Raw genomic sequence first — 25,906 nt, 5'->3', positions numbered from 1 at the left:
CAGAACTGCAAATGCCGATGTCAACGGGGCGGCAAACATACTTCGCAAAAGTAAGCAGAACTTCGATTTCGAAGAACTGTGTAGAGGGCTTTTGGACAGCCCATTGAGAATAAGGGTATCCTGACAGCCAACTCCTTTGGGATATGTCTGTCGGGCGTTAGTCCGTGTATCAAACTTCTCAAGAATCCCCCACTTCTATAAGTGGGGGAGGTTCAAGAGATATAACTCTAAGCGGTTTGGCAGAGAAATGGAACATTTTGATTTGCTGATGGGGCAAACCTATGTACGGGAAGCTATTCTGGCCGGAAAGAGCGCCAAGGAAATCAGTGCCATGTGGCAGGAAGATGTAAGGCGTTTCAAGGAACAGCGGCGTCCCTATCTATTGTACGCCGAATAAAATCATCCCCACTTTTTTTATGTGGTTCGACCATTCCATGCTGCCCCAAAACAGCGCAATCAGCCTTGGATTGTAGCCAAACTGCAGAAATAACGAGGTTGTCAAATAATGTAAAAATATTTGGAACTAGCACAGGAGTAATATTATGTCAAGAAAACCTTCACCAATTAATCTGATATGTTTGCTACTGATGGCAATACTCATGTTGCCTGTGGTAAATGTAGAAGCTGGCCATACTGACCAGCCTGCCATTAAATGTATATCAGCACCTGTAGAAGACTGTGTGGAAAATATGCTCCGGTCCATGACGCTGGAGGAAAAGATTGGGCAAATGTTCATGATTGGCATTCAGGGGACTGATGTGGATGAGGAAAGCCTCTTTATGCTGCATCAGTACCATATCGGAGGCATCATCCTCTTTGACCGAAACATGAAAACCCAGGAGCAGGTGAAGCAACTCAATGCTCACTTGCAGGCACAAGCTGGGGAAAAGTTGCCCCTCTTTATTGCTGTAGATGAGGAGGGGGGAGTGGTAGCTCGCATGAAGGAGCAGCTGCCACCACCTCCTTCTGCCCAGGAAATTGGGGAAACAGGGGCCCCGGATAATGCCAGGCTTTGGGCGAGAAAAACTGCTCGTGCCTTAAGGAATATCGGGTTTAATGTGAACCTGGCTCCGGTAGCCGACATAGGAACCGGGCGTGGTCGTTCCTTTGGCAATACTCCTGTTGTGGTAACGGATTTCGTGCGTAGTGCTGCCAGTGGCTATGAGCAGGAAGATTTCATTTACTGCCTTAAGCACTTCCCTGGTCTTGGCCGGGGCAAAGTCGATACGCATCTGGATTCAACTGTGGTGAATGCTTCCCGCCGGGAACTGATGAAATGGGATGTCATGCCCTTCCAGAGCTGTATCAGGGAAAAGAATCCCTCTGACTATTTCATCATGGTAAATCATGCCACATATTCCAAGCTGGAGAGAAATGTTCCTGCCAGCATTTCCAAGGTTATCCAGACAGATTTTCTGCGGAGAGACCTGGGGTACCAGGGGGTTATCATCACCGATGACATCGCCATGGGAGCCCTTTCCAAGTATTATGCACCACCTGACATCGCGCTAAGAGCCGTCCGCGCAGGGGCAGACATCATTTTAAGCTGCCATGTGTACCAAAACGGGGCAGATGCCTATCTCAGGTTGCTTAGAGCCGTGGAAAAAGGAGAAATCCGCGAGGAACGTATCAACGAATCCCTGCGCAGGATTCTTCGGGTAAAACTTACCCATCTAGGAAAAACAACATGAATGTAATAGTCATCAGATAGTAGAAATGAATGGAGGTGTGTATTCAACGAGGCTTATTTTGCCGGTTCCCCGGTAAATTTCTCAAATTCCGGTACGGTGGAGGACGATTATAACAAGTTTATCTTCAATAATGCCCAGAAATACAGTCTTTCTAGCCTCCGCTCTGCGGATCAGGCTGGGTGGGAAAAAGCAGACGAGGCTTTTTTAGAAGAAGTTGCCCATAAGAGCTGCGAGAAAAAAGGGTATGTCGATAAGACGGATATTGACCGGGCCACCCATAACCCTCTTCAAGTTAAGCCCCAGAATGGCTGTGTTGGAAGGGGACAAGCAGGACTATTATATTGTAGATAATAGCAAACTGTCAAATAAGCTTCATTAGTAGTGGTCAATGGTAGCCATGTCATTTCGTAAATCGTCTTTCTCTGTTTCGCTAAGCCACTTCCAATCGTCCGGCTCGTCTGGTTTTGACTTTGCCACCAGCTGGGCTTCTTTGGCTCCGCCGGATAGTGCTTTGCTGATGAGGTCAGCATCACGGGAGGGTGTAGGTAGGCTGCCGCCACCACCTCCTCCAGAGGATGATGCCGGTGGAGCCACACGGAACTTGTTGCCCTGTTCCTTAGGTGCCTTTGCTGTCACTTTCTGGGATTGCTGCTTTTTCTGTATGATAGAATCTTTGAGTATTCTGTGCTTGGCACTCAACTCGCTGTACTCTTGGGCTATGGGCGCATTTTTGCGAAGTATACCAGCCGCTATGGCTTCGATTTTTGACCGGCCTACCGCTGTATTGCACCGTGCTTCCAGTTCCTGCTCACGGCGGTCAATTCCCTGCCATGCGCTTTCCTGTTCTTCCGGGGAGAGTTTGTCTTCCCGTTTTTTTAGTTCACGCTTATCGGCGCGGAGCTGTTTGAACGCTCCCTGCACATAGTTATTTTTGGCCATTTCAATAGCTCTAGGATAGCTTATAACCTGTTTTCGCATATGATACAGCTCTTTGGCCAGCCGTTTTTCAGCCGTCTCCTGCCTTGCAATATTGGCTTTGAGTATGCTGGCCATTTCCTCGGCTGAATACTCCCGGTTTTTTTGGTGGACGGCAAAATAGTCCTTGATATGCTTGTCCAAGGCCTTGAGCTTGCTGTCCATGTTCCGCTGGAGTTTCCTGATTTCAGTCTTGGCCAAGCGGTTATCGTTCACATAAAAGGCACTCGCTTCAAAATGCTGGCCTTGTTATGGGGCAGGTTCAGCTGCTCGAATACTGGGCGTATATCGGCAGCGGCCTGAAGGATTTTGAGGTTTATCTTGTCCAGTTCCTTGTCAATTTCCGGGCATATTTTAAGATAGGCTTCCAAGGCTTCCACATCGTCCCCAGGCGGTTCTACCATGCGATTTTTCAGGATTTCCCATTCCTTTTTCTCTCTACCGTAGCTTTTCGAATCCTGCCAATACTAATGCTAAACCAAATCCTGACAAACAAAGAAATAGCCCGCCAAGGCTATATAAGCCTGACGAGCTATTACGAGCAAGTATGTGAAAACTAGAGCCGCCGTGCACTGAACGGTGGTGTGAGAGGTCGGCTGGTCAATTAATGGTCAGCCTCCTCGATAATAAACTTCATTCCGCCGCTGACGTTGGCGGCACAAATAGGAATGAAAACAAAGGTGCAATGCTCGCAACTTTTGTGCCGTCATTTAACTGACGTCACAGAAGTTGCAAAGCTTTTTGGGCGTTGCAACTCACTGATAGTATCCAGCAGAGCAAATCACCCTTCTGCAAACTCGCCATAAATTCGCCAAATTTCATGTGCAAACCTCCTATATACGTACCGCTTATCGTCAGTCTAACAAATCTTATGGGATTTTTTTTACCCATAAGATTTGTTAGACTGGTATTACAGCAGAAGGATTGAGCCCAGAGAAGCTTGGAGGTAGAAATGGAAATGAAAATCAATTCAAAAAATCGTATCGATGATGCTAATGAAAAAAGAGTTGAACTTCATACGCATACAAAAATGAGCAGATATGATAGTGTAGTATCAGCGAAAGATTTGATAATGACTGCTGCTAGGTGGGGCTGGGATGCAATTGCCATCACTGATCATGGCGTAACACAGGCGTTTCCAGAGGCTGTGAAGACTGTGATTGAGAATAATTTAAACCTTAAAGTGATATATGGAATGGAAGGATATATGACAGGTGAAGATTACAAGCAAGGAAGAGCTAATCATGTATCTATTCTGGCTAAAAATATAGAGGGGATATATAACCTGAATGAGCTTGTGAGATTATCTTTTCGCCATATGTTTAGGCAAAATCGCATTCCGAAAAAGAAAATAAATGAATACAGGGAAGGATTGCTTATCGGTTCGGCTTGTATAGCTGGAGAATTATTTCAAGCAATTATTAAAGGATACAGTGATGAAAAACTTATCAAAATTGCAAATTTCTATGATTATTTAGAAGTACAGCCTTTGGGGTATTACATGCTTTATGATAATTATTGGATTCAAAGTTTTAAAACAGAAGATGAGGTACAGAAGGTTATTTGTAAGATAATTGAATTAGGGGAAAGGTTGAACAAGTTAGTAGTGGCTACAAGTGATGTCCATTTTCTCGATGAAGAAGATGCTGACATTCGTGCGGTTATTAAGCACGCAATGGGATTTTATGATGCTGATAAACAGCCTCCTTGTTTTTTACGGACGACCAAGGAAATGCTGGATGAATTCAGTTTCCTTGGTAATAAAAAGGCTTATGATATTGTTGTAAAAAATCCACGATTACTTGCAGATATGGTTGAAAAAATTGTACCTATGCCAACTGGCGATGATACAAAATTAATGTTGAATTTAAATGATGTAGATAAAATGGAATCATGGGACGATGGGGTATTTAGAATGTCCGTCATAAAGAAAATAGCTAAGGTTACGGCAGAAAGTTATTTAAGACGTTATATAGAAGAAAGAAAAGTAAACTTCAGTGATGAAAAAATAAATGATATATTAGACGGGATAACAGGTGTCAAAGCGTATACGGATGTTCATGGTGATATAATTATTAACGTACCATATCGCATCTATAAACTTTTACCTACACAAATTTTGCCATCCACCAATATCTGTATTTCACATTATGATAGTAACGCATTCCTGAATTTTAGAGATGAAAAGATATAAAGAAGAAAAGAGAAATAAAAATGCTGGAATTAAAGGGATAGATAACGAAGGTATCGAATATTACATAAAACTGTGCAGCTTCCTGATTAGGTATATGTTATTGGAGTGATGATATTGCGTGTATATGCTGGAAGTAACAAAAAATGTTGAATATGTTGGTCTTGGAGATTCTAAAAGAATATACTGATGCTGAACATCGACTGACACAACAGGAAATCATAGACTTGTTATACCATAATTACGGGGCCGAGTGCGACCGACGTTCCATCCGGAACAACATACAGTCTCTGAAAGATATGGGATATGAGATATATACGGAGCGCGGGTGTTACTTGATGGAGCGAGATTTTGATGATGCAGAATTGCGGTTACTTATTGATAGTATCTTGTTTTCTAAAAATATATCAGTTGCACAGAGTCAACGTTTAATCGAGAAAATTAAAAGTCTAGGGAATCGTTACTTTAGTGCTAAGGTTAATCATATATCCAATTTGCCTGAACTCCACCATGCTGACAATAAGCAGGCAATGATTGTCTTAGATACGTTAAATGATGCGATAGAGGCCAAAAGAAAGGTGCGCTTTGTCTACAGCCAGTATGGTATAGACTTCAAGCTCCACCCTAAAAGACCAGAACCATATATTGTAAGCCCTTATCAACTGGTGGCTAACAATGGACGCTATTACCTGATGGGGAATTATGACAAGTACGATAATATATCACATTACAGAGTCGATCACATTACATCGATAACCATGCTGGATGAACCAGCAAAGCCCAAAAATAAAATCAAAGAATTTGTACAGGGATTCAGCCTGCCTAAGCACATGGCTGAACACATTTATATGTATAGTGGTGAAAGTGTAGCTGTTAAATTCGTAGCAGATATTGGTCTGATGAATGAATTAGTTGATTGGTTCGGCAGGAATTTCAAAGTTGAGGAAGAAGATAGCAACAAGATATTGGTGACAGTAACATGTAACGAAAATGCGATGTTTCATTGGGCGCTGCAATATGGTCAGCGAATTGAGGTTAAGGCACCACAGGTTTTAAGAGACCGTATAAAAGTGGCAATAGAAGGTATGGCATCAAAGTACAGGGAGGAAAACGTATGAGTGCCGCTAAGCGGATTTTAATGTATGGAGTATCTGCAGAGCAACAAACAAAGATTGCGAAATTGTATCCATCAAAAAAAAGATATGAATTATCTGAAACAGATGAGCTAAGAGATTTGATTGCTGTTCCTGCAAAAGCTATTGTAATTAATCCCCATGTATTAAGTGAAGATGAGAAGGCTTTGATTTTTGACTTCTATTTGCAGGTTCATGCTCCCGATAATAGTCTGGCTATGATTTTTACAGAACCAATAAATATTCCAGCAGTATTAAAGCATTCAGATGTTTACATTTTGGATAATATTATATGATTCATTTATACGAGGTATTTATCATGAATTTGAAGGAAGCTTTTCAAACGCAGAATAAAATCAATGAATTACTGAGTTACATCACCAGATATCTGTCCAATAATGATAACGTTATGACGATTTCGGAAAAACACTTGCGCAGCAAGGCCTTAAAAGGACAGAAGGATGAGACTGTCGATGTCAGTGAGCGGAGCGAAGAAGGTTTTGCTGTAGAGGCACTGTTGAAAGTATGGCAGGAACTTATGGAAGAAAAAGAAAAACTGTCGTGTGCAATTGGCAAGGCTAAGGCAGGGATGGGCTTTAACCTTGACGCAGCTGTAGATGCTAATAAAAGTAGGCGGTCAATGCTTCAAGTATTACAAGGCTTAGCAAACTTGAAGAGTTCTCATGAACTGCAAAAGGGAGAAGGTCAAGGATATGTGTTTAACAATGATGGCAATCAAACTTCCTACTACTATGATATTGACCGTATTATGACGATTGATTATGACAGAAACAAGGTAAGGGCAATGGTTAAGGACTTTAATCGCAAGGCTGACGAAGCATCTCTCAAGATTGATGAAGCATTGCTCACTACCAAAGTTGATTACACGCCCAGGTTTGACCTGGCAGGTGAGAACCAATTTATTGTTGAGGAATTGCTGGAAAAATAATCAGGATATAATCAGCCGCTTTAGCAGGGGCATTCATTAAAGGGAATTCGGTTCAGGTGCAGATGAACTATGAAGCTGCATGCAAATTACGAATGATAGCAGATAGCTATTTGCGTATGGAAATTATGGCTAAGAGCCTGAGGTGTGTACCTCCAATATCCATTATGACGATTCAACTATCGCTATTTCGTTAATCGCTAGACGGGATATCTCCATATCGTTTTATCATTATGACAAGATAACGTTTCGCTAGTTGTACGTTCCTTGTGTAAGGAATAGAAATCTTACGTTAAATGCCGGATGCCTATGCTTTTTGGATAGTTGTTCGGAAATAGAAGGAGCTTTGATGGATGCTTCTGCTAAAGTGGCTGATAAATAAATCTTTTATATGACGGATGTTAGGAGGGAGTATAATCATGGCTGAACGGAAAAGAATAAATATAAGTAAGAGTGTATTATATGAATCAATAAGGAAAAGATGGCATTCTGAAAATATGATTTGCGATGTTGAAACAGCTGAAATATCAGCTGATAAGAAAAAGTATTATTTCGCAAATCTTAAAGATAATTTGATTCGAGAAATGGCAACTAAAGATATGGAGGCGTATGGCGGTGCTTCTGGACAAGAATTGCGTTGGAAAATGCGAGCGTTGTATTCATCGTCAGCAATGACATATAATATTTTTAGTGTTGATGATTGTTCTGAGAGAAAAGTAGATATAAGGGGGATAAAAGATTGTAAATTACCAGAAGGAAGATATAACCTTGAATTTGAGAAGAAATTACGTGCATTAACAAATTCGGCATGTTTGGACGTTTATCTTGAGTCGGATAAGTCTGATAATAGTGATAGTATTATCCTGTTTGAGATGAAAATGACAGAATGGATTCTTGATTATCCTAGCCTGATATCTGATTCCTATAATCCCAAATTAGCTAAAATGCCTCGTGAAATAGCAGAATTGCTTGATGAATATATTGAGAAGGAAAATGGTGAGTATAAAAAGTATTATCGAAAGCAAAAGAATGGAAATTATAAAGTGTTTTACAAGGCAATAACAACGTATTTTGATGTTTTCCAAATAATAAAGCATGTTTTAGGAATATACAATGCTATCCAAAATGAGAAGTTTCCGAAAGTGAAGAAAATAAGATTAGTAATTGGCTACTGGACAATACCTGATGATTTGTTTGATGATAAAAATCCCAAACAAAATAAGCAGAAAGTGAAATACGGAAATATAAAGATTGGAATGGAAGAAGAAATAGATCGGTTTATAGAGAACTTCAATGACATTAAAGAGACATTGTTTGGTAACTATGATTTTGAGATAAGAAGAATGACTGTAAAAGAAATTGTTAATTGCTTGGATAAATCACCTAAAGAAATAAAATATTTAAAGAGATATATATAAGAATAAATGCAAAATAATTGACAAATACTTTGCAAAAAGAAGATGGATAATTAAAAAAACATGAAATGCCTTTTAAGAAAAGGCAAATTATATAGAAGAGGAGTTACAAATTTATAACTTGTAAGAATTTAACTATAAAGAGCGTTATTAGGAGGAATAGATGCCATGGAACTTAAGGAGCGTTATGAGGCGTTAAAGGCTAAAGTTATCAATCGCAAGGAACAATTTGCAGAATTAATGAAGTTCATAGAAGAAGAAACGGCTTATCTTACAACGCCTGCCTCCACCAAATTCCATCTTTGCCGTGAGCGTGGCTTATTGGAACATAGTGTCAACGTGGCAGAGAACCTGCTGAAAATCAAAGCGGTACTTGCCCCGGAAATCAGTGATGAAAGCTGTGTCATTGTGGCATTGCTTCATGACTTAGGCAAAGCTGGGATGCCGGGGCAGCCGCAATATCTAAAAAATGAACCGAGCCCCAAGCAGAAGGCTTACGGCTATCCGGCTACGACGCCCTACCGCTTTAACAAAGACCTGCTTTATCTAAGTGTACCTATCCGCGGGCTTTATCTGGTGGCAAGTCGTTTCCCGCTTACAGAAGATGAAGTGCAGGCCATTGTCTACCATGATGGGCAGTATGTAGAAGATAATCGCAGCGTGGCGGCAAGGGAAGGGAAACTTACCTTGCTTTTGCAGTATGCGGATAATTGGAGTGGCTTTATTGTCGAAACTGCAGAATGAAGTCGTCATCATAGAGGAGGGCAGGCAATGATAACAGTTGATGAGGGACATTTTGTGCACCTTCATGTCCATACAGAATTCAGTATTTATAGCGGTGTAGCTTGCATCAAAGAACTGGTGGCAAGAGCTAAAGAACTGGGTATGAAACATTTAGCGATTACCGATTATGGAGCGCTGTACGGAGTTATACCTTTCTACAAGGAATGTAAAAAGCAGGGAATCAAGCCAATTATCGGCTGTGAGGTGTATGTGGCCCCTGCTTCACGATATGACCGCTGTGCTGTTGATGGTGAAACGTACTACAATTTGATTCTGTTGGCAGAAAATCAGACGGGCTATAAAAATCTAGTGAAACTTGTGTCATTGGCCAATATAGAGGGGATGTACTACAAGCCACGAGTGGATAAAGAACTTCTACAAAAGTATCATGAGGGGCTTATCTGCTTGTCATCTGGTGCTGATGGCGAAGTCTATCGTGCAATTAGCCGCAATAATAAGCTAAGAGCGAAAAAAGTAGCTCAAGAATATATCGATATTTTCGGTAAAGAAAATTTTTTCATTGAGGTTCAGAATCACGGTTTAGGCCAAGAGAGAAATGTCAATAAGGGCTTGGTTGAATTAGCTGAGAATTTTGGCTTAGGTTTGGTGGCAGCCAACGATTGTCGATATTTACGTCAGGAAGATAGTGAGTTATATGCTGTTCTGCATTGTATAGAACATGGCATGGACTTGGACGAATATAAGAATGGCCGATATGATAATGGAGAGTATTACCTTAAATCTCCACAGGAAATAGCAATATTGTTTTCGGAATATCCAGAGGCTGTTGCCAATACCGTAAAAATCGCTGAACGCTGTCAGGTTGACTTTACCTTTGGTCAAATGCAAATGCCTGCATTTTCATTACCAAAAGATTATAAAACAGATGATGAATACTTGTGTGCGCTATGTGAAAAAGCTCTCCCTGAATATTATTCGGTAATTACAGAAGAAATACAGAAACAATTATGTTATGAACTAGACATGATTAAAAGGAGCGACCTTGCAAGATATATCCTGATTGCACAGGATATTATTGAATTTTGCCGAGAACATGAAATTAGTGTAAGGTCACGATGTAGTTATTTGGAAGGTAGTGTTATAGCTTATGTTCTTGGACTTAGTAAAGTAGAACCTTCGAAGTGTAATTTAGAAGCTGACGCTGTTTTGAATCTGGAGCATATATCCTTACCTGAATTTAAGTTAGGCTATAACCCACAGCGAGATAATCAAGATTTTGTAATCGCTTATCTTAAGGAACGCTATGGTTATAACAGCGTAGCACAGATTGTCACTTTTGGTACACTGCTGGCTAAAGCTGCATTAAGAGATGTGGGCAGAGTTTTGGGAATGGATTATGAGCAGGTAGATGCTATAGCCGGAACTATACCAAATGAATTACGTATGACTTTGGATGAAGCATTGAATACGTCTGCGGAATTTCGTCAGCATTATGAATCATCGGAAGTAATCAAGAGATGGGTTGACCTTGCTCATGAGATTGAAGGTTTACCACGGCATACATCTACCCATGCATCAATGGTGGTTATTGCTCATGGTCCATTGATGGATTATTTGCCAGTGTCCGAATCAGAAGACAGTTTAGTAGCGGAATTTCCTGTGAAATATTTAGAGGAGATTGGAATGTTTATGCTGAGGCTGACGCTATCACGGAGATTATCCTAAGACTCATCTAAAAACGACCTCACAGAATCGTTTATAAGCCACGTCTAAATGATTTTGCATATAAAGTATAGCGTGTACATCTAAAAACGCTTACAGGCAATTTTAGGGGCTATGATTTGAATTTTACTATTTCAGACTGATAAATAAGCATAAAATCAGTATTTTATGTTCGTTCTGTCAGTCTGAAAATTTTTCCACAATTTAGTGTTGCTAATTCCTCTTATCCACAGTAAAATGTTAATAAAGAATTTTTGGTTCAGTTCTACTCAAATATCATAAATTATCTGACAACTAAGAAGGAGGCCAGCCATGCCTGTTAACAACTTGATAACAACAACTAATCAGCTGTCCTCGACTCTGGATGTCCAGCAGATTACTCCAGACTACTTTTTAACCCATTATTCTGAATTCATTCCCCGGGTCATTGCCAAGGGAAATCCATCCTCAGATACCATGCGGCACTATTGCAACCAGATTGACTTCTTCGTCCGCTGGTGCATTACTCACGAAAGACATCCTTTGGCCTTAAATGAATACCAGATTCTGATGTATCGGGAATTTTTACTGAACCGGCAGTATAAGCCCGACAGCATTCAAGTTATGCTGGCAGCTGTCCGTGCATTTTATGCTGCAGCCAAGAAAATTGAACTCATACAGGTCAATCCCGCTGCTGATGTGGAGGCTCCATCTATCGGCCACAATGTTGATGCTCTTCTGCATTTTTACACACCGCAGCAAATGAACGAAATCGTCCATGTTTTCGATAAAGATAAGGATACCTTTACCAGAACCAGGAATAGGCTTATCCTTTATCTGATGGGCGTTGAAGGTCTGCGAAATATTGAGGTTCACCGCGCCTGCGTAGAAGACATCAACTGGGAAGCAAATGCTATTATGATTCGGGGAAAAGGCACAAAAGGCAGGATGGAGCCCATCTATCCCTGTGAAGAAACCTTTGAGCTTATCGAGGAATACCTGAAGGCCATCCCCACCGACCATGCAGTAAAAAAAGACGGCGTTCTCACGCCGTTGATACTTTCTTCATCTAATAGGAACTTTATGGGCCGTATTTCCCGGAATGGCATCCGCTCCATTATGAATAAGGCACTAACTGCCTGCGATTTGAAGCATCCCGGCTACTCATGCCATGTCTTCCGGCACAGTTGTGGCACGAATTTGTATAAAGAAACCAAGGATTTACGATTGGTGCAGGATACGCTCCGACATCGCGACCCAAAGGTTACGGCTCGTTATGCCCATGTAGCTGACCGACTGGATAAAAGGCATACATCTAAGCTCGTTCCGCATGAATAGCCGTTAAGCAGAATGAGTATCTGATTTCCTGGAATTCTTGTCAGCCTTAGTTATCCCATTAGGCTTTTTCTTTGCCTTTCGGATAATCCCCATCTTTGTCAATATTCGATATATCGTGGTTATACTGGGAATATCGCCATCTGGATGCTTCAGAAGAAGTGCTTCCCATATACGTTTCTTCCCGTAATTATCGTTCCAGTCATCTTCGGCGATAATATCCCGTATTTCCTGAGCTATCGCAGCATGCTTCCACGGCTTGTTAGATGCCTTCATAAATTTGTAGAAGCCCTGCCTGCTAATGCCAAGCCACCGGCAATAACGGGTTACATGTTGCTTTCCATTGCCATCAGAAACCTTTTGAGCCAAGAATTTCATTCTTTCCTTTTTGCGTACTTCTGACGGCTGGCGGCGAAAAAAGCGGAGGCCTCTTCAAGGAACTCGTTCATTTCCCGTAATTCTCTATTTTCTTTCTTAAGAGCCTTCATTTCCCGTTCTAGGATAGCCAGCTTCTCGCTGGCAGACAGTGGCTTGGTAAAGGTTATGGCATCATCGCCCATATCCAACTTGCCCGTTCGTGCGTTCCTAACCCAAGTGCCTATCGCGCTTTTGGAGAGTCCAAGCTCTTTTGCTGCTTTAGTCTGCCCAATTTCCATAGCAAGTTTAACGGCTTGTACTTTGTAATCGTTGTCGTATTTTTTTCCAGTTGACATTTGTTTTTACCATCCTTTTCGATTCAGCATTTTCTATACTGAGTGATTGTTTTATATCTGTCAACTAAAAGTGTACTACTTCATTTTGTATATCCTCCATACTGTTGATGTTGCTTTCCTGCAGAAGTTCTCTAATCTTTGCCCTACGGGCCTGTTCGTCCGGGGTACGTATTTTTCTGCTCATGATAAAACCTCCCAAATGATGCTATTATTTTGCATCACTTGGGAGGTTTACACAAAATCCGGGATAAACTCGGCCTTTATCGCTATCTCCAGCACGGTATCCTTGATGATAACCACAATACACTGAAAAACTCTTTGTGAATGCGCTATCCTCGAGTTAATCATAGACTGGGTACGCATAACAATATCGTCCTTGTCCGTAAGTTTGATTAATCAAAATTAATTTACATCTGTTTCACGTAAATGTAAATTAATATACTCCCGTAAATACTTATATGGCATAGGCCATGCTGTATCTTCTCCCCATTTTATATGTTCAAATGTTAAAAACGGCAACAAACAACGATGAAGGAAGTCCTTACGATCATCTAAATTATCAAAACCTTCTAGGTAAATCTCACGTGCTGGGGTGCCACGCTCTAATACACTTGTTCTAATTCCGCCATTCTGTCCGCGCCAATAATAGACATGTTTACCTTCTTCCATATATGCCGCATGTAATCCTAACATCATCCGATAATACTTATTTATAACTTCACTACTTCTATAGTTTAGTTTTATATCAATATTAAGCATTTTTTTTATAATTTTTTGCAACGCTAGAAACATTGCTCTATCTGTTGTATCAATAAGTGCTTTCTTCCACACAGATTCAGGAAAAGTTTTTTCTCTGCGATCAAATTCTTTAAATGCTTTTTTTAGGCCAGCGAAGGTGATATATTCACATTCACCGTTAGTATTCATACTTTTTAAGCAATCTATCAATGGATAGGTTTTATCCCCTCCCATAATTACGGCATCATACCATGTTTTTAAAGGTAGCCCTTTAGCTTCCACATCTTTCCCCAATTTCACAAAGTCGTAAAATTCTCTATAATTAGGCAAAGGATAGATTTTTCCCAATGAAATACCAAAGCTCACTATTTGACCTTTCCACTTGGTCATACCCGCTAAAGTAATAGGCTTATCCTTTCTTTCCATACTGCGGTACATACACTCAAGCTGTTCATTTGAAATATATCCCAGGGTATCAACTCCTTCCTTCATAAATTTCATCTTACCATTTGGGGAGAGAATACTAAAATAAAGCGCTTCATCTTTATGCAAATAACTTTTGGAATTGGGATTTTTGGTGCAGAGTAGTAAATCTGACTCCAAAAGATTCTTGCCGGCGGTCAAATAAAACGAGCTATTCTGCTGGCGAATATCGGCTATCTCACGAAGTTCCAAAAGTTCTGTTCTTATCAGGCCTGTATATCCATCACTTTTATCAACTATAACTTGTTGGACAGTTTTACTAGTCAAACGAACAGAAACCCCTAGTACATTTTCTTTGTCGTAATATGGATCATTTTCACGTTTCCCTTGATAGTCGTTACGATCTTTTCCCAGGATAATCATACCCACGCGATTAAAACCATCCCATTTCTCGTAAGGCTTATCACTCATATCACAGCATTCTACGGATTTAAAGTATGGAGCAAAAGCTTCCTGTAATGCTTTAAAAAAACGTGGCTGTGGGATACATACCGAATCACAATCTCTAGCAAAGCAAATATCCAAATGGATATTTGCCCCCCACTTGCATAACATATCTTCCCATAGTTTATTCTGCGACTCCAGACTAATAATCTCTATATTTTCATCTAATTTTTGTTTTTTATTTCTCTTATATGGATGAATTTCAGTTTCCTCTATTTCCTTAAATTCAAAAGATATAATATCACCTGCAATTTTTGACGCAGATTCCAGAACATTATGCATTTGATACAATTTTGCATATTTTTCATCCTTTCCCTTTAACAGAAATGGTATATCTTCTTTCTTATTTTTTAAAAACCAAGGTTTTTTTTGCACAAAAACACCCTTAAGGATTTCATCACTTGGTATATCTCGATACTTGCATCGTCTCATGTAATTATCACCAATTAAGAATTGTTCTCGCCTTCTTTTCCCCATTTTTCCCCAGTAATACCAATTATCCCCTTGAATTGACGCAAATGTGACTACCTTAAACGACAAAACATTGTGTTCATCAACTCGAAGTTCTAAAGCAGGCGCCACTGTCCCCTTACCAGCTTTCATCGTTTTCTGTACTACCAGACATCTTCCAGTCGAATTATTAAATGGGTCCTGCCATGTCACAGCATTAAGAAACAATTGCCTAATAATAGGTGTACTATCCAAATACTTTCTGGAAAAGATAAAATCCGTTTCATTTTTTATTGCATGAATATAAAAACCTACATCACCACATTTTTCTTTAGTATAATTGTATAAAGCTATATGATAATCTTGCTCCTTATAGTCATTATCCTTCTTGAAAAGAATATACACAGCCCTTTCTGCGAAACCAGTATATAGACATGACACTACAGAAGAAAGATTCGAATTTTTTATATATTCAAAGAAAACATCATACTGGAATTTTAAGTCTTTATCCCTATTAGATGACAAACGAAATAGATAATAACGTTTATTCAGGGCTTCCCAATTTACTACATCATTAATAAATTGATTTATTTTAATTTTTTCCATTATTTTTCTCTCCTATCATACTTGCAGTAAATTCTTTTATAGCATCTTTGACCTCATCACAAATATTATTAACCAAATATTTCCCTACAATCGGCTTAAGCAGTTGTGGAATCTGAAGAATATGTATTTTCCTATCTTCTAATTCAACAAAGTATTTCTTAGGTTTAAGTATTGGGCTATTTACTCGTTCTGTCAAAATTCGTGTATTTATAATAACAACGCCCTGTATGTCCCTCCCCTTATCGATAACAGTTTTTATTTTCCTAGATAAATGACTTAAACTGTAATAAGATTCAACATAATTATGAAAGCTGTTTTCTGTCATGAATTTAGCATCAAAGTATATACCTGGAACTTCTTTAACTGCTCTATCAAAAAGTTCATAAATATTTCCTGATAAAGATTCTGCAGTGTACCCCAAATATTTTGACAAAAAAACATCCTGTATAATCTCACCAATACGTCCCTTACAAACTTGTTCAAAAAAAGATGGTACAGGAAGATACATTTGCGGCTCCCATTCTACAGGTATATGTAATTTTTTAAAAGCTTCATGAAATTCTATGCATCGATTATATAGTGGCAATTGTAATGCATCTGCAGACATCTCATTCCATCCATCCCCTGGAGGCGTATCACTAACTTCAGAAATGCGTACATATCGACCATCTTGTCTATTTTCCTCAAATTTATAATATCTTTTACAAATCGGCTTTCCTGTCAGGGAACGTATAAAAACATTCCTCTCTTTTACTCCCTCGATGCTAGGATATAGAAAATCAGCTGAATCCCTGCACTTAACTTGATTTTGTAAACAATAAGTATGCAAATCGTCAAATTTTAACTTAGAAAGTTCATCTGCTTTACTTGGTCCCTCCTCCCCAAAGTGTTGGGCGATTTCCGATAACAATTTTCCAAAATTATTAGATGCAGTTATAAGATACTGTTTATTTAGTTGTTCGATATGTTTCTTATATGTATAGTCTGTACTGATTCCACGTTTTTTTGCTTCTTCCAGAATAATCTTAATATAATGATTATGATTAAGCTTTGATGCACCATAAATAAGCTGCCATGGATACTTTAGTAATTCATTTTGCACATAAAGTATTATTTTGCTATATCTATTTTTCCCACGCGTTATACGTCCTATCGCTTGTACAACGGTTTGCAATGATGATATTTGTGTACTAATCAAATTTTTAGGACTAAAGTCATTAAATGATTTAGTATTTTCATCTTGAGTGATTTTTAGTGCAAAATTATTCAACCCCTTCTTAAATTCGTCAATTGATATTTCATTATAATCTCTAAGTCTGCAAAGATAATCCAACCCCTGTATAAATGCTTCAGGAAGATTTGAAATAAGACTCGTACCATTTTGTGATTTTATAAACGGGAAAATATATGTTGGCATACCGGTATAACAACCCTGAAAATCAACCATAATAAACTCATCTGATAAAATTTTATGATTAAACCAAAGATCAACTTGTTCTTCGTAATACTGTCTTCCCGCTTTTATTATTTTGGAACGTCTGCTTTCAAATTCAGTAATATCATCATCGCCGCCTATGCAATGAATCTTTTCATCATACAAATCTTGAAATGGAGCTGGATAAATTGGATTAAAAGAACGGCCAGCTGATGCGTATGCGGTAATAATGAATGCACGACCTCCTTTTGCCAATCGCAATAAAACGGGACGCAAATTTTTTTCATTAACATCATATTCTATTTTTTCATCACGAAAATGTGTTGCCTTAAAGAAACATAACCATTTCTTGCATTCATTAAGCTCTTGTCTTGTATGAATATGATTATTTAAAATTGCAATAACTAAAGCAGCATTTTTCAAAAAGTTTTCATACTCATATAATGAAGCTGTATTAAAAAATAGAAACGAACGAATATTATTATCCAAGAAGCTACGGAAACACTCAAAAAAAATACAAATATATCGCAGTCTATACTCCATTTTTCCATCAGCTGTCATTTTTTGTATTAAAATATCTAATTCATCATAAAAATCTTGTGCATAACCTACAGGGTCATCAATACCTATGCCATCCAAGGCGTCACAAAGGTCTTTTACATGATTACGATGTAATTGTATATATATTTCTTCCTTTATATTTTTAGTAGCTATTTTTATTATTTTCTCATCAGGAATAACACAAGATACATTAACTTCCTGCCCTTTAGTATTAAAACGGTTTTTTAATTCGAAGTTTTTCCTTATCATTTGGCAAAGTTTATCTGAAGGATAATATAGTATTTTATCTCCGATATCTAAAAGGTAATTATAGTTAAGATTTGTAAGAATCGAATCATAATGTGACGTAGCAGAAAGACCATAAATCAGTACGTGACTGTCATTATCGTTAATCAACTTATTATTATCATAAAGATTTTTCTTAGTCGATGATGTCAAATTTAGAAAAAAATTCTCACAAGATGATACACAATCACAAGATGATATATCATCTTTTTGATAATGACTATAATCTTGTTTCGGCCACACTATATGATAACCGCGATTAAAAAAAGAATAAATGGCTGGAATAAACAGATATCTACTATTCCTACGATAACCAAAAGTATCTCGACTCAATTCTTGCAGCACTAAATTTACATATGGATTTGCATACCTACTCATATTGGAATCGTATAATCCAAACTCATCCAATACCGTCGTTACGCATTCATCCAAACTAATTTCACGAAAGACGCTTAAATCTTCATTATAACTGTTTATTAGATTAGACTTACTCCTTATTATCCTTTTATTTATCAATTCATGATAAATACGTACAATAAAAGATATTTTTGCAATCATACTGCGATTAAACACGGTAACATCGTGTATAAAATCGCGTAATTTTATATAATTATTATCAGTTTCCTTTCCCTCTTTTACAGTGATAGAACATATTTGATTATGAGGAGACCATTCATTAAAATATCCATCTGTATGTGGTATAATGTACTCAAATTTACCTTTTAAGCTTTCACGATTTGATAATGAGCATCTCAATAATGGATACCCAAATATGGCTAAATAGATAAACTCTGGTTCATCACTTTCAAATTTAAAATCATCAGGCAAAAAAGGATATTTTTCTAGAATAGCATCAATTTTATTATCCATTTGTTCGCAATATTCTGTTACTTTGTTTTGAAGTATCTTATTTTCACCTTCTAAATCACCATGAATACCTTTACCTAATTTCGATAACCTCTTATAGCGAATTCCCAAAAGTTGTTGTGCTAATCCGATAATTCCATACGGATTTTTCCTTGCTTCATCATATCGTATTTTATTATATTCAATTATAAATTCATCAAACTCATCAATGAACAAATGGATAACTGGCTTAGATGAAAATTGCTTTCTAATCGATTTAAAATAAAAGGATGGCGCAATTATTGGATCGATAATCCGAAGTGCTTTTGCCGCCGTCATGAAGAATACCTTCCGTTTAGGATTAAATAATTCCATTGCAGGAAACATCCTTCGAAATACTCCGAATGTTTCTTCATCTTTATAAATACCTTCATAATCTTGCCACTCATTGATTTCAGCTATTTTCTTCAATAATTTTTTTAATGATTTAACCATTATGCCGTAATTATTAATTTCAAAATCTTCATCTTTTTTCATTGAAAACATTTGATTATTATATGCGTAGCATTCGACATTTGTATTATCATTATTCCTGTTTCTTAATATATAGTGATAATACATTTTTGCACAATCTCGATAACTACCTAAAAATTTTTTTAAATAAGGGGTGAGTTTGCTGCTACATCTTTCACAATATTTTTTGAATGGTGTAATCATTTGTTCTACTCTTTGAATCATTACCTCTTGGTTTGATTCTGAAAAATCCTCCCCCCAGCATGCTTTCAAAGCGTCTAATCGAGAATGTAAAATAACATAATTATCTTTCAACTTTGGAAAATTACCATTATTTATATCTTGAATAGGAGCATCCAATTTCTTCGGGTAAATATAAAATATTTTAAAATCTTTTATAATATCACCACGTCTTCTATGTTTTATCTTTGGTTTAATTTTTCCTTCTAATAATGCTTCTGAAAACCAAAGAAACGCATATGTTTTCCCTTGACCAGTAGCTGCATCTACTAGCATCATATTGTTACGGTAATCCATTTGATACTGTTCATAAAACTCTCTGTACAGTAATGCTATATCTGGACACTGCTTTAAACTCATAATTAATCCTCCAAAACCTAATCAATAGCCTGATAAGTATTCATATATATCTTTCCTTTTCACTACTCATTTATTGCCGGTATAGCAAAACTCCCCTTTTTGAGCATGTGGTACAAACCAAGTCCATCCTCACGCCCGAACAACCGCAACATTCCTAAATAGATATGCCTTCTTGATGTGCTGGCCGAATCTATAAGCCCGTAGATTTCCTCTGCGCGAGAAGCGTATTTCGTCCCGGACACCATATCGGCTATTTTTTTCTCCAGAAGGTTCTGCCTTTGGCCAATTCTCTCCTTAAACATTTCCAAATCTTCCAGTTCGGGCGATTGGGCCAATTCCTGTCTTCGCTACTTACAGACTGGATTCTTTGTCCGCGTAATGGCGCTTCTCATATCACTAGCAAGAATAACCGGATAGGTTTTGTCACTGAATTCGTCATAGTATTCAATACAACTTTGGAAACCGTTGTCTTTGGATATTATTGCTATTTCCGCATCCTTATTTTCCGCTGTCAACTGTCCCAATCGACTGACGATATAGAAATCCAAGGCATTTTTCCCCGGACTTTTTAATTTATAGAATTTAACATTACAGCCAGACTGTTCAACCTGCTCCAACCGATAGGCATCAATTTTCCTCACGTTTTCCGAATAAAAAAATTCTATGGTGTCATATTGCTTCAGAAATCTGCATCCCTTTAAGCCTTCGCTATGAACATTCTCCAAGTCGATTAAAAAGTGCATGCTATCACCTCAAAACTTCATCAGGTCTTCGACCGTCAACGTATTCCAGCAGTCCCCAGGTGCCACTTCCGGCGTTTCACTGTTCTTTGTCTCCATGTCAAATGCCAGCGTCCCATAATCGTCCGGATTTTCCTTCTCATTATTCTCCACCCAATAATGGTAAACCGCAATATTGCCATTTACCTCCATCAGTTTAAATGTTACCATTCTCTTTCTCCAGCTCCTTCTGCAAAGTCTCCCGCACGTTTCCCCTTGCCTGCCCATACCGTTGAACCCATGCCATAACATCACGGCTTTTCAGGTCCTCATTTACCCCAAGCCTTTCCAGCTCAGCTGCCATCAGGTCTTCTGTCTTTGCCGTATAATCATCATTTACTTTTTTAAGATAGGAATCCAGTCTCCCCGCATCCTGCAGCAATCCCCATTCCGCTTGACGGTATTCATGCAAAAATTTTTTCCGCATATTCCCCCAGGGGCCATAGTTTTTTGCCAAAATTTCCTCATCGCTCATCACCATTGCATACGCACCTCCCTCAGCTTTTCCACGGGCTTCCATTCCACAGACTCAGCCCCGCTCTGTATATAGGTCAAATCCAGGACATTGACAGCAGACAGCTCGCAGCCAAGCGCCGTCCCCGTATCCACCAGCAGGATATTGTTCGGCAGCAGCAGCGGCGTTCTGCAATCCCCATCCATATACTGCACAGGGGTATGACCTGCCACTACCCTTGGCTTGCCCTTATAGTCCCCCGGCTGGACTGCTGCCATTTAGCCACACAGCACGGCACGACACGAAAGCCATATCGTAAAATGGAATTTACCCTGCTCCACCCACAGCACAACTTTTAACGATGCTCCCTCATCGGGACTGTTTCCAGTCCAAAAAATATTACAAAATGTCCAGATAGCCCGGCGGTACAGCCTTTGCAAGCCATATCCCGTTTTCCACCTGCCAGAAGGTATGGCCATCCTTCATCATGTCCTCCGTCCTGACACGGTATATGACATATCCGACGGATGACTTCCTCCTCCCGGCAACCTGCCGTGCGGTTTCCACATCAGCAGACAAATGGACATATAACCTTTTCATGGGCAGCAGCCCCTCCGCTGCAATAGCATCAGTATTCTCTCCCACCGTTCCATGGTACAAAAACTTCGGCGGTCTTGCAGCCTTCAGCTCCACATCCACCTTCACCGTATGCCCGTGACAGGCCCTGATTTTAGTCTTATCGTCATTATAAATAAACCGTTTTTTTCCATTACAGTACACCATGCGGTCAAGGCATTCTGAATCCACAGAATAACCCTGACTGCACAGCGTTTTCATCAGTGCATCCGTGTCCACCCAGCCATGTTCATCCATAGCCACGCCTGCCGACTCCGGACTGTGGCGCAAAATATAGGCCATACGTCTGCTTATCTTTACCTCTGCAGCTGACAGTTTTTTCTCACTCATCCTCATCACGCCTCTCTTCTGCATCTTCCTTCGACCACTCCAGAATATTGTCCTGCATCTGAATCATCTTCCCATGATGATAGCGGACTTCCTCCCGGGTAAAACCTTTAACCCCCGTCATCTCGCCGTCCGGCAGCAGGCACTCCATACGGTCATAATCGTTGCGCTCGGCGCTCCACCGTTCAAACAGGACACGCACACACATTCTGCCATCAATTTCTATTGGGGCAGAACAGACAACCTTTGTTCCATCCCCAAACTCCAAAAAAGGATTTATCATCTGTAGTTTCTCCTATGCTCCTTATTGTAGGAAATAAGTTCCGCCCTGCTCAATTTCCTCAATATGAAAATGTGCCAGCGTTTTTCTTATCGGTTCCAGCATTTCATCTACTGTCCTGCCTCGGTTCTTTAACTTCTCTTCATTGAACTTCAAGGTTACAGTCACCATATCATTCCTCCTCTTTTCCCTTATTAAATTTTGCCCATCCAATGCTCCATGGCTTCATAAAACTTTTCCTCCGGTGCCTCATGAAGCGGATGATATGATTCTACAATCTTCACGAAAGGAACTTTATCCAGGATTTCCATAAAACTGTGCTCGTAAAACCATTGATATTCCGCCATCATATACCCGGCCCAATATTCCGGCCTTGTCGAAATTCCCCCAGACGCTAATATATTGGGAGGATTTAATCCATTACGTTCCAGACACCACTCCAAAAACTCCATGCAATCCATTCCGGCAGATAAACGCGGATGCCAAGTACTCATTAATTTTGCTGCTCCGCTCCTTATAAAGTAATATGTCATTGTCTCAGGACTCACCCCTAACTCATTGATTCCACAGTCAAATAGTACCCCTATATTTTCACAATGACTGTCCATCATAATATCCGGAACACCTTTCATATATTTGACCTCCCCACTCCTTAATCGGACTGATATATTTCCCCACTCAGCAGGTCTGCGCAGGACACGCGCCCATCAGCGTGGGTACTATTATCAGCATTCGGGCAAAATTCAGGATAAATAATTTTTTTATTTTCCACGAAGTATCATCTCCTTATTTTCCATGTTACTGTAACCCTTCGTAACCATGCGCCCACATCTGCTTAAACACATAAAAGGCAGTGTGCTGCCCATAGTCCAGCCAGACATTACCATCATCCGTAACGCATTGCCGCACATAGGGCGGTGAAAAATTATTCTTCAGCCACCAGTCCCTCACCGACAGCTGCGCCTCCTTCAGGCTGTTGAACGTACCATGATACTTATCCAGATATGGCTTGCCCATAAGGCCACCCACGGTCTTTACCCAATGGATTTCATATTGGTTGTCGCCGGATTTTCCCGTATACCAATCCAAGTCCTTTTCCCAGCAGAACATCTCGGCCTCATTGGATATTCTCCCCCGCTTAATTATGTCCGCCATTTTCTTTCGGGCCATGGCCGTATAATTTGACTTAGGCACATCCAGCTTCAGGACTTCACCTGTTCCCCTTTCCATAATCATATGAAACTTTCCCTTGTTTTTGCCCTCGGGGTAACCCACAAAGGACACCGTATTACCACTTTCCTTAATATTCATCAAGCAAAGCATATTCTCGTCAGTTTCCGTCTCATACCCCATTCCCAAATCCCGAAACAGCCATCTCACTTCGCCGCACAGCCTATTGATGAATTTAACCTCTGTCCTATTTCTTTCATCCATTCCACATTTTAGGAAAAAATCTATTTTCGATACGCCCTTATAGGCCATAGACTCTTCTATCCCCCTCAAACTATTGCCCCATAAATCCTGTTTGTATTTTTTATAGATAAACAAAATATCTGCCAGGGATTCCCTCATTTTGGGATAGGTACTCCTGTTTATAAATCGATAACTGTTGAACTCCTTCATCAGGTCATTAAATATCACATTTACATCATAGGTCATGATGCCATTTACTTTTCGCTTGAATTTTCCCCGTAAAGATGCCACAGGCTTTTCCACGAATATATTAAGCGTGCCATAGTCTTCATGAAATACATAATAACATTCTGCACCGGAACATCTCCCATCAATTTTCATCACCCTGAAACGATATTTTTTCGCAAAATCATTGCATATTTTTTCAATGGCTTCCCGCTCTTCTGACTCCAATTCAATATCATTTGCATTTATCTCCGAGTTATAGCAAGCACTTAAAGCCATAGCGCCCTTTAAAATATACTTATCCGACCTGCTGTTAAGGAATTTCAGAAAGAACATATTCAGCTTGTTTTTCTTTTCCTGAAAGAACCTTAGCATACTCATTTTCTCTACACTCCTCCCCATTCATAAGGAAACGGCCTACCGTCAGCCTCCATACATACGCAAATCGACAAGCAAATTTTGCAGTCCCATATAATAGAACTTCACTTCATCTTCATCAAAATCATCAATATTCTTCTTCCCATAAAACAAGCGTCCGTATCTTTCCTCCTCGCGGTGCAATTCCCGGCGCATCTCCTCAATCTGGACTGGAGTTTTCTTCCAGGCACGTGCCCATTTCCTGTCCTTTTCCGTAAGCATATTTCTCACCTGTTCCTTTCACTCAATTACATCCGGCTGATATTTTTCTTCTGCAGACTTTCCTGCAGGCTGTACCGCTCCGTTTTTATCGGCTCCTGCCCGCGGCGGAAAACATATTCCTTCCCAATGGGCATATTCAATACTTCATGGAGGGGGATATTCAGTCTTTTGCTTATGTTTTCACTGGTCTTTAGGTCCATACCACCCAGATAAACATAGGTATCACAGTTATTGATAATGGTTATTGCATTTTTCGCCCCATACATGGCCGCCAGCTGGCTTTCCGACTGAATCAGCAGCGTCACCCCGATACGTTTTTCACGGAAGATGGATATAAGCTCCTGAAACTCAGGCACCTTGCAGCCCGTGGCAAAGTCATCACAGATAACCTGCACAGGATACGGAAGCTTCCCGCTCTCCCGCTTCTCTGCAAGCTCAAAGAGGTTCTTGAACAGCTGCTGATAAAATATGCTGACAAAGGCATGATTGGCCCTGTTGACCGGCGACACATATACAATAACCGCTGTCTTAGGCTGAAGCAGTTCTGAAAAGTTAAACCTGTTTTCATTTTTGAGCAAGGTGCGTATTTCCTCCGTAAATACCTTGTTCAGCGGTTCCTGGGTCGAAGCTGCCACACATGTGCCGGTTTGCTCCGGAAGATTGATAAAGGTCTCCCACACAATATTCCATCGCCTCTTCTTTGGGACGGTCTTCTCCATCAATATATGCAAAGGATAACGTTTCTTTTTTTCTGCTATTTCCTCATCAGTATCCAGTCCTTCGATAAAGTTCCATTCCCCCTTGCCGGTATAGAACAGGTAATCCAGCAGGTACAGGGCCTTATCCATTGACTTACCTTTTTCATAGCTCCCCGTACGTACAACATCCATAATTGCCGCCAGCAGATTCTCTGCTGAATTTGACCAAAACGGGTCTTTCTCCTCCTCCTTGTGATTGGTCGCCTGCATAAGCGTATGTGCCAGGTCATGGACATCTGAAGATTTTTGACAATAGAACAGCGGGTCATAGCCAAAGGGTGATTTTTCCGGCTCAACGAAATTAAGCAGCATCGTGCGGTAGCCCTTTTCCTTCAGGTCATTTACGGCATAATGGATGATTTCCTTTTTGGTGCAGACAACCACCAGATTGCCATTATTTGTGCCGTGAATCATGGGCTTTGCTATGCTCTCAGTCTTACCGCTGCCTGACCCGCCAACAATCAGATAACTGTTGTTGCAGCCCGTTGCACGGGAATCCGTTGAATACCAGGTTCGGCTGTCCATCCCCATGGGATAACAGTCAAACGCTTCCCTATACTCCTGTTTCTCGATAATTTTTCTTCTCATGA

28 protein-coding genes are annotated in these 25,906 nt (G+C 39.8%); 10 read left to right on the top strand and 18 right to left on the bottom strand.

The genetic code is table 11. The annotated features are described in order from the left end of the window. Positions 1–136 precede the first annotated feature (136 nt). Both G598_RS20370 and G598_RS17855 read left to right on the top strand, forming a co-directional pair. Positions 137–397 (top strand): exo-beta-N-acetylmuramidase NamZ domain-containing protein, encoded by a 261-nt coding sequence (locus tag G598_RS20370; RefSeq protein ID WP_272867106.1) that lies wholly within the window; start codon positions 137–139, stop codon positions 395–397. A gap of 145 nt (positions 398–542) precedes the next feature. Next, positions 543–1,691, top strand: coding sequence for a glycoside hydrolase family 3 protein (locus tag G598_RS17855; RefSeq protein WP_037364047.1), 1,149 nt, complete (start codon positions 543–545; stop codon positions 1,689–1,691). A 375-nt stretch (positions 1,692–2,066) separates the two neighbouring features. Here the strand turns inward: G598_RS17855 and G598_RS0111345 are convergent, their stop codons facing one another. Both G598_RS0111345 and G598_RS19805 read right to left on the bottom strand, forming a co-directional pair. Continuing rightward, entirely contained in the window at positions 2,067–2,882 is an 816-nt protein-coding gene (locus G598_RS0111345; protein ID WP_026767066.1) for a hypothetical protein, read from the bottom strand. After that, positions 2,879–3,070 carry a hypothetical protein gene (locus G598_RS19805; protein ID WP_026767065.1) on the bottom strand — a complete coding sequence of 64 codons (192 nt, stop codon included), beginning with the start codon at positions 3,068–3,070 and terminating at the stop codon, positions 2,879–2,881. Before G598_RS19805 ends, G598_RS0111345 begins: the two co-directional genes overlap by 4 nt. A 548-nt stretch (positions 3,071–3,618) precedes the next feature. Between G598_RS19805 and G598_RS0111330 the strand changes: the two genes are divergently transcribed. The 8 genes from G598_RS0111330 (at position 3,619) to G598_RS17845 (ending at position 12,134) form a co-directional block, all read left to right on the top strand. Beyond that, on the top strand, positions 3,619–4,860 hold the full coding sequence (locus tag G598_RS0111330; RefSeq protein ID WP_026767064.1) for a PHP domain-containing protein: 1,242 nt from the start codon (positions 3,619–3,621) through the stop codon (positions 4,858–4,860). Positions 4,861–5,195: 335 nt separating this feature from the next. Continuing rightward, positions 5,196–5,975: a helix-turn-helix transcriptional regulator gene (locus G598_RS0111325; protein ID WP_245582804.1), complete on the top strand. Its 780-nt coding sequence runs from the start codon at positions 5,196–5,198 to the stop codon at positions 5,973–5,975. Further along, positions 5,972–6,286: a hypothetical protein gene (locus G598_RS0111320; protein WP_026767062.1), complete on the top strand. Its 315-nt coding sequence runs from the start codon at positions 5,972–5,974 to the stop codon at positions 6,284–6,286. The genes G598_RS0111325 and G598_RS0111320 overlap by 4 nt, the downstream gene beginning before the upstream one ends. Positions 6,287–6,309: 23 nt before the next feature. Next, positions 6,310–6,939 carry a hypothetical protein gene (locus G598_RS0111315; RefSeq protein WP_026767061.1) on the top strand — a complete coding sequence of 210 codons (630 nt, stop codon included), beginning with the start codon at positions 6,310–6,312 and terminating at the stop codon, positions 6,937–6,939. 416 nt (positions 6,940–7,355) lie between these two features. After that, the gene (locus G598_RS0111310) at positions 7,356–8,354 is read left to right on the top strand and encodes a hypothetical protein (RefSeq protein ID WP_026767060.1); all 999 of its coding nucleotides are present in this window, start codon (positions 7,356–7,358) and stop codon (positions 8,352–8,354) included. A gap of 165 nt (positions 8,355–8,519) precedes the next feature. Beyond that, positions 8,520–9,095, top strand: a complete 576-nt coding sequence (locus tag G598_RS0111305) for an HD domain-containing protein (RefSeq protein ID WP_026767059.1) — start codon at positions 8,520–8,522, stop codon at positions 9,093–9,095. A gap of 27 nt (positions 9,096–9,122) precedes the next feature. Then, positions 9,123–10,820 carry a DNA polymerase III subunit alpha gene (gene dnaE / locus G598_RS17850; protein ID WP_051180271.1) on the top strand — a complete coding sequence of 566 codons (1,698 nt, stop codon included), beginning with the start codon at positions 9,123–9,125 and terminating at the stop codon, positions 10,818–10,820. Positions 10,821–11,129: 309 nt separating this feature from the next. Further along, entirely contained in the window at positions 11,130–12,134 is a 1,005-nt protein-coding gene (locus G598_RS17845) for a tyrosine-type recombinase/integrase (protein WP_051180267.1), read from the top strand. Between the two features lie 3 nt (positions 12,135–12,137). Here the strand turns inward: G598_RS17845 and G598_RS17840 are convergent, their stop codons facing one another. From G598_RS17840 to G598_RS0111200, 16 genes are all read right to left on the bottom strand, one after another. After that, the gene (locus G598_RS17840) at positions 12,138–12,500 is read right to left on the bottom strand and encodes an IS3 family transposase (protein ID WP_157833333.1); all 363 of its coding nucleotides are present in this window, start codon (positions 12,498–12,500) and stop codon (positions 12,138–12,140) included. Between the two features lie 5 nt (positions 12,501–12,505). Then, complete coding sequence (locus G598_RS0111285; protein ID WP_026767058.1) at positions 12,506–12,844, bottom strand: transposase; 339 nt, start codon at positions 12,842–12,844, stop codon at positions 12,506–12,508. Positions 12,845–13,246: 402 nt separating this feature from the next. Continuing rightward, on the bottom strand, positions 13,247–15,565 hold the full coding sequence (locus G598_RS0111270; RefSeq protein ID WP_026767057.1) for a hypothetical protein: 2,319 nt from the start codon (positions 15,563–15,565) through the stop codon (positions 13,247–13,249). Next, positions 15,552–19,805, bottom strand: a complete 4,254-nt coding sequence (locus tag G598_RS0111265; protein WP_026767056.1) for a hypothetical protein — start codon at positions 19,803–19,805, stop codon at positions 15,552–15,554. The genes G598_RS0111270 and G598_RS0111265 overlap by 14 nt, the downstream gene beginning before the upstream one ends. 62 nt (positions 19,806–19,867) lie before the next feature. Then, entirely contained in the window at positions 19,868–20,107 is a 240-nt protein-coding gene (locus tag G598_RS0111260) for a hypothetical protein (protein ID WP_026767055.1), read from the bottom strand. A 45-nt stretch (positions 20,108–20,152) separates the two neighbouring features. Beyond that, complete coding sequence (locus tag G598_RS0111255) at positions 20,153–20,548, bottom strand: PIN domain-containing protein (RefSeq protein WP_026767054.1); 396 nt, start codon at positions 20,546–20,548, stop codon at positions 20,153–20,155. Between the two features lie 9 nt (positions 20,549–20,557). After that, the gene (locus G598_RS0111250; RefSeq protein WP_026767053.1) at positions 20,558–20,755 is read right to left on the bottom strand and encodes a hypothetical protein; all 198 of its coding nucleotides are present in this window, start codon (positions 20,753–20,755) and stop codon (positions 20,558–20,560) included. Continuing rightward, complete coding sequence (locus G598_RS17835) at positions 20,742–21,065, bottom strand: TnpV protein (protein ID WP_051180259.1); 324 nt, start codon at positions 21,063–21,065, stop codon at positions 20,742–20,744. The genes G598_RS0111250 and G598_RS17835 overlap by 14 nt, the downstream gene beginning before the upstream one ends. Next, positions 21,059–21,316: a hypothetical protein gene (locus G598_RS0111240; protein WP_026767052.1), complete on the bottom strand. Its 258-nt coding sequence runs from the start codon at positions 21,314–21,316 to the stop codon at positions 21,059–21,061. Before G598_RS0111240 ends, G598_RS17835 begins: the two co-directional genes overlap by 7 nt. A 121-nt stretch (positions 21,317–21,437) precedes the next feature. Continuing rightward, complete coding sequence (locus tag G598_RS0111235) at positions 21,438–22,004, bottom strand: RNA 2'-phosphotransferase (protein WP_026767051.1); 567 nt, start codon at positions 22,002–22,004, stop codon at positions 21,438–21,440. Then, positions 21,997–22,284: a hypothetical protein gene (locus tag G598_RS0111230; protein ID WP_026767050.1), complete on the bottom strand. Its 288-nt coding sequence runs from the start codon at positions 22,282–22,284 to the stop codon at positions 21,997–21,999. Before G598_RS0111230 ends, G598_RS0111235 begins: the two co-directional genes overlap by 8 nt. A 21-nt stretch (positions 22,285–22,305) precedes the next feature. Then, the gene (locus G598_RS19800) at positions 22,306–22,452 is read right to left on the bottom strand and encodes a hypothetical protein (protein WP_157833332.1); all 147 of its coding nucleotides are present in this window, start codon (positions 22,450–22,452) and stop codon (positions 22,306–22,308) included. Between the two features lie 23 nt (positions 22,453–22,475). Beyond that, a complete protein-coding gene (locus tag G598_RS17830) occupies positions 22,476–22,913 on the bottom strand; it encodes a hypothetical protein (protein ID WP_051180257.1) in 438 nt (145 codons plus the stop codon). Between the two features lie 166 nt (positions 22,914–23,079). After that, positions 23,080–24,300 (bottom strand): hypothetical protein, encoded by a 1,221-nt coding sequence (locus G598_RS19360; RefSeq protein ID WP_051180256.1) that lies wholly within the window; start codon positions 24,298–24,300, stop codon positions 23,080–23,082. 42 nt (positions 24,301–24,342) lie between these two features. Next, positions 24,343–24,567: a hypothetical protein gene (locus tag G598_RS0111205; protein WP_211221572.1), complete on the bottom strand. Its 225-nt coding sequence runs from the start codon at positions 24,565–24,567 to the stop codon at positions 24,343–24,345. Positions 24,568–24,584: 17 nt separating this feature from the next. Beyond that, positions 24,585–25,904: a type IV secretory system conjugative DNA transfer family protein gene (locus tag G598_RS0111200; protein ID WP_026767048.1), complete on the bottom strand. Its 1,320-nt coding sequence runs from the start codon at positions 25,902–25,904 to the stop codon at positions 24,585–24,587. Positions 25,905–25,906: the final 2 nt, after the last annotated feature.

This window comes from Selenomonas ruminantium subsp. ruminantium ATCC 12561, assembly GCF_000424065.1.
GTDB lineage: Bacteria > Bacillota > Negativicutes > Selenomonadales > Selenomonadaceae > Selenomonas_A > Selenomonas_A ruminantium.
Note: the sequence above shows the minus strand (reverse complement) of the source record. Positions and strands in the feature narration are given on the sequence as shown.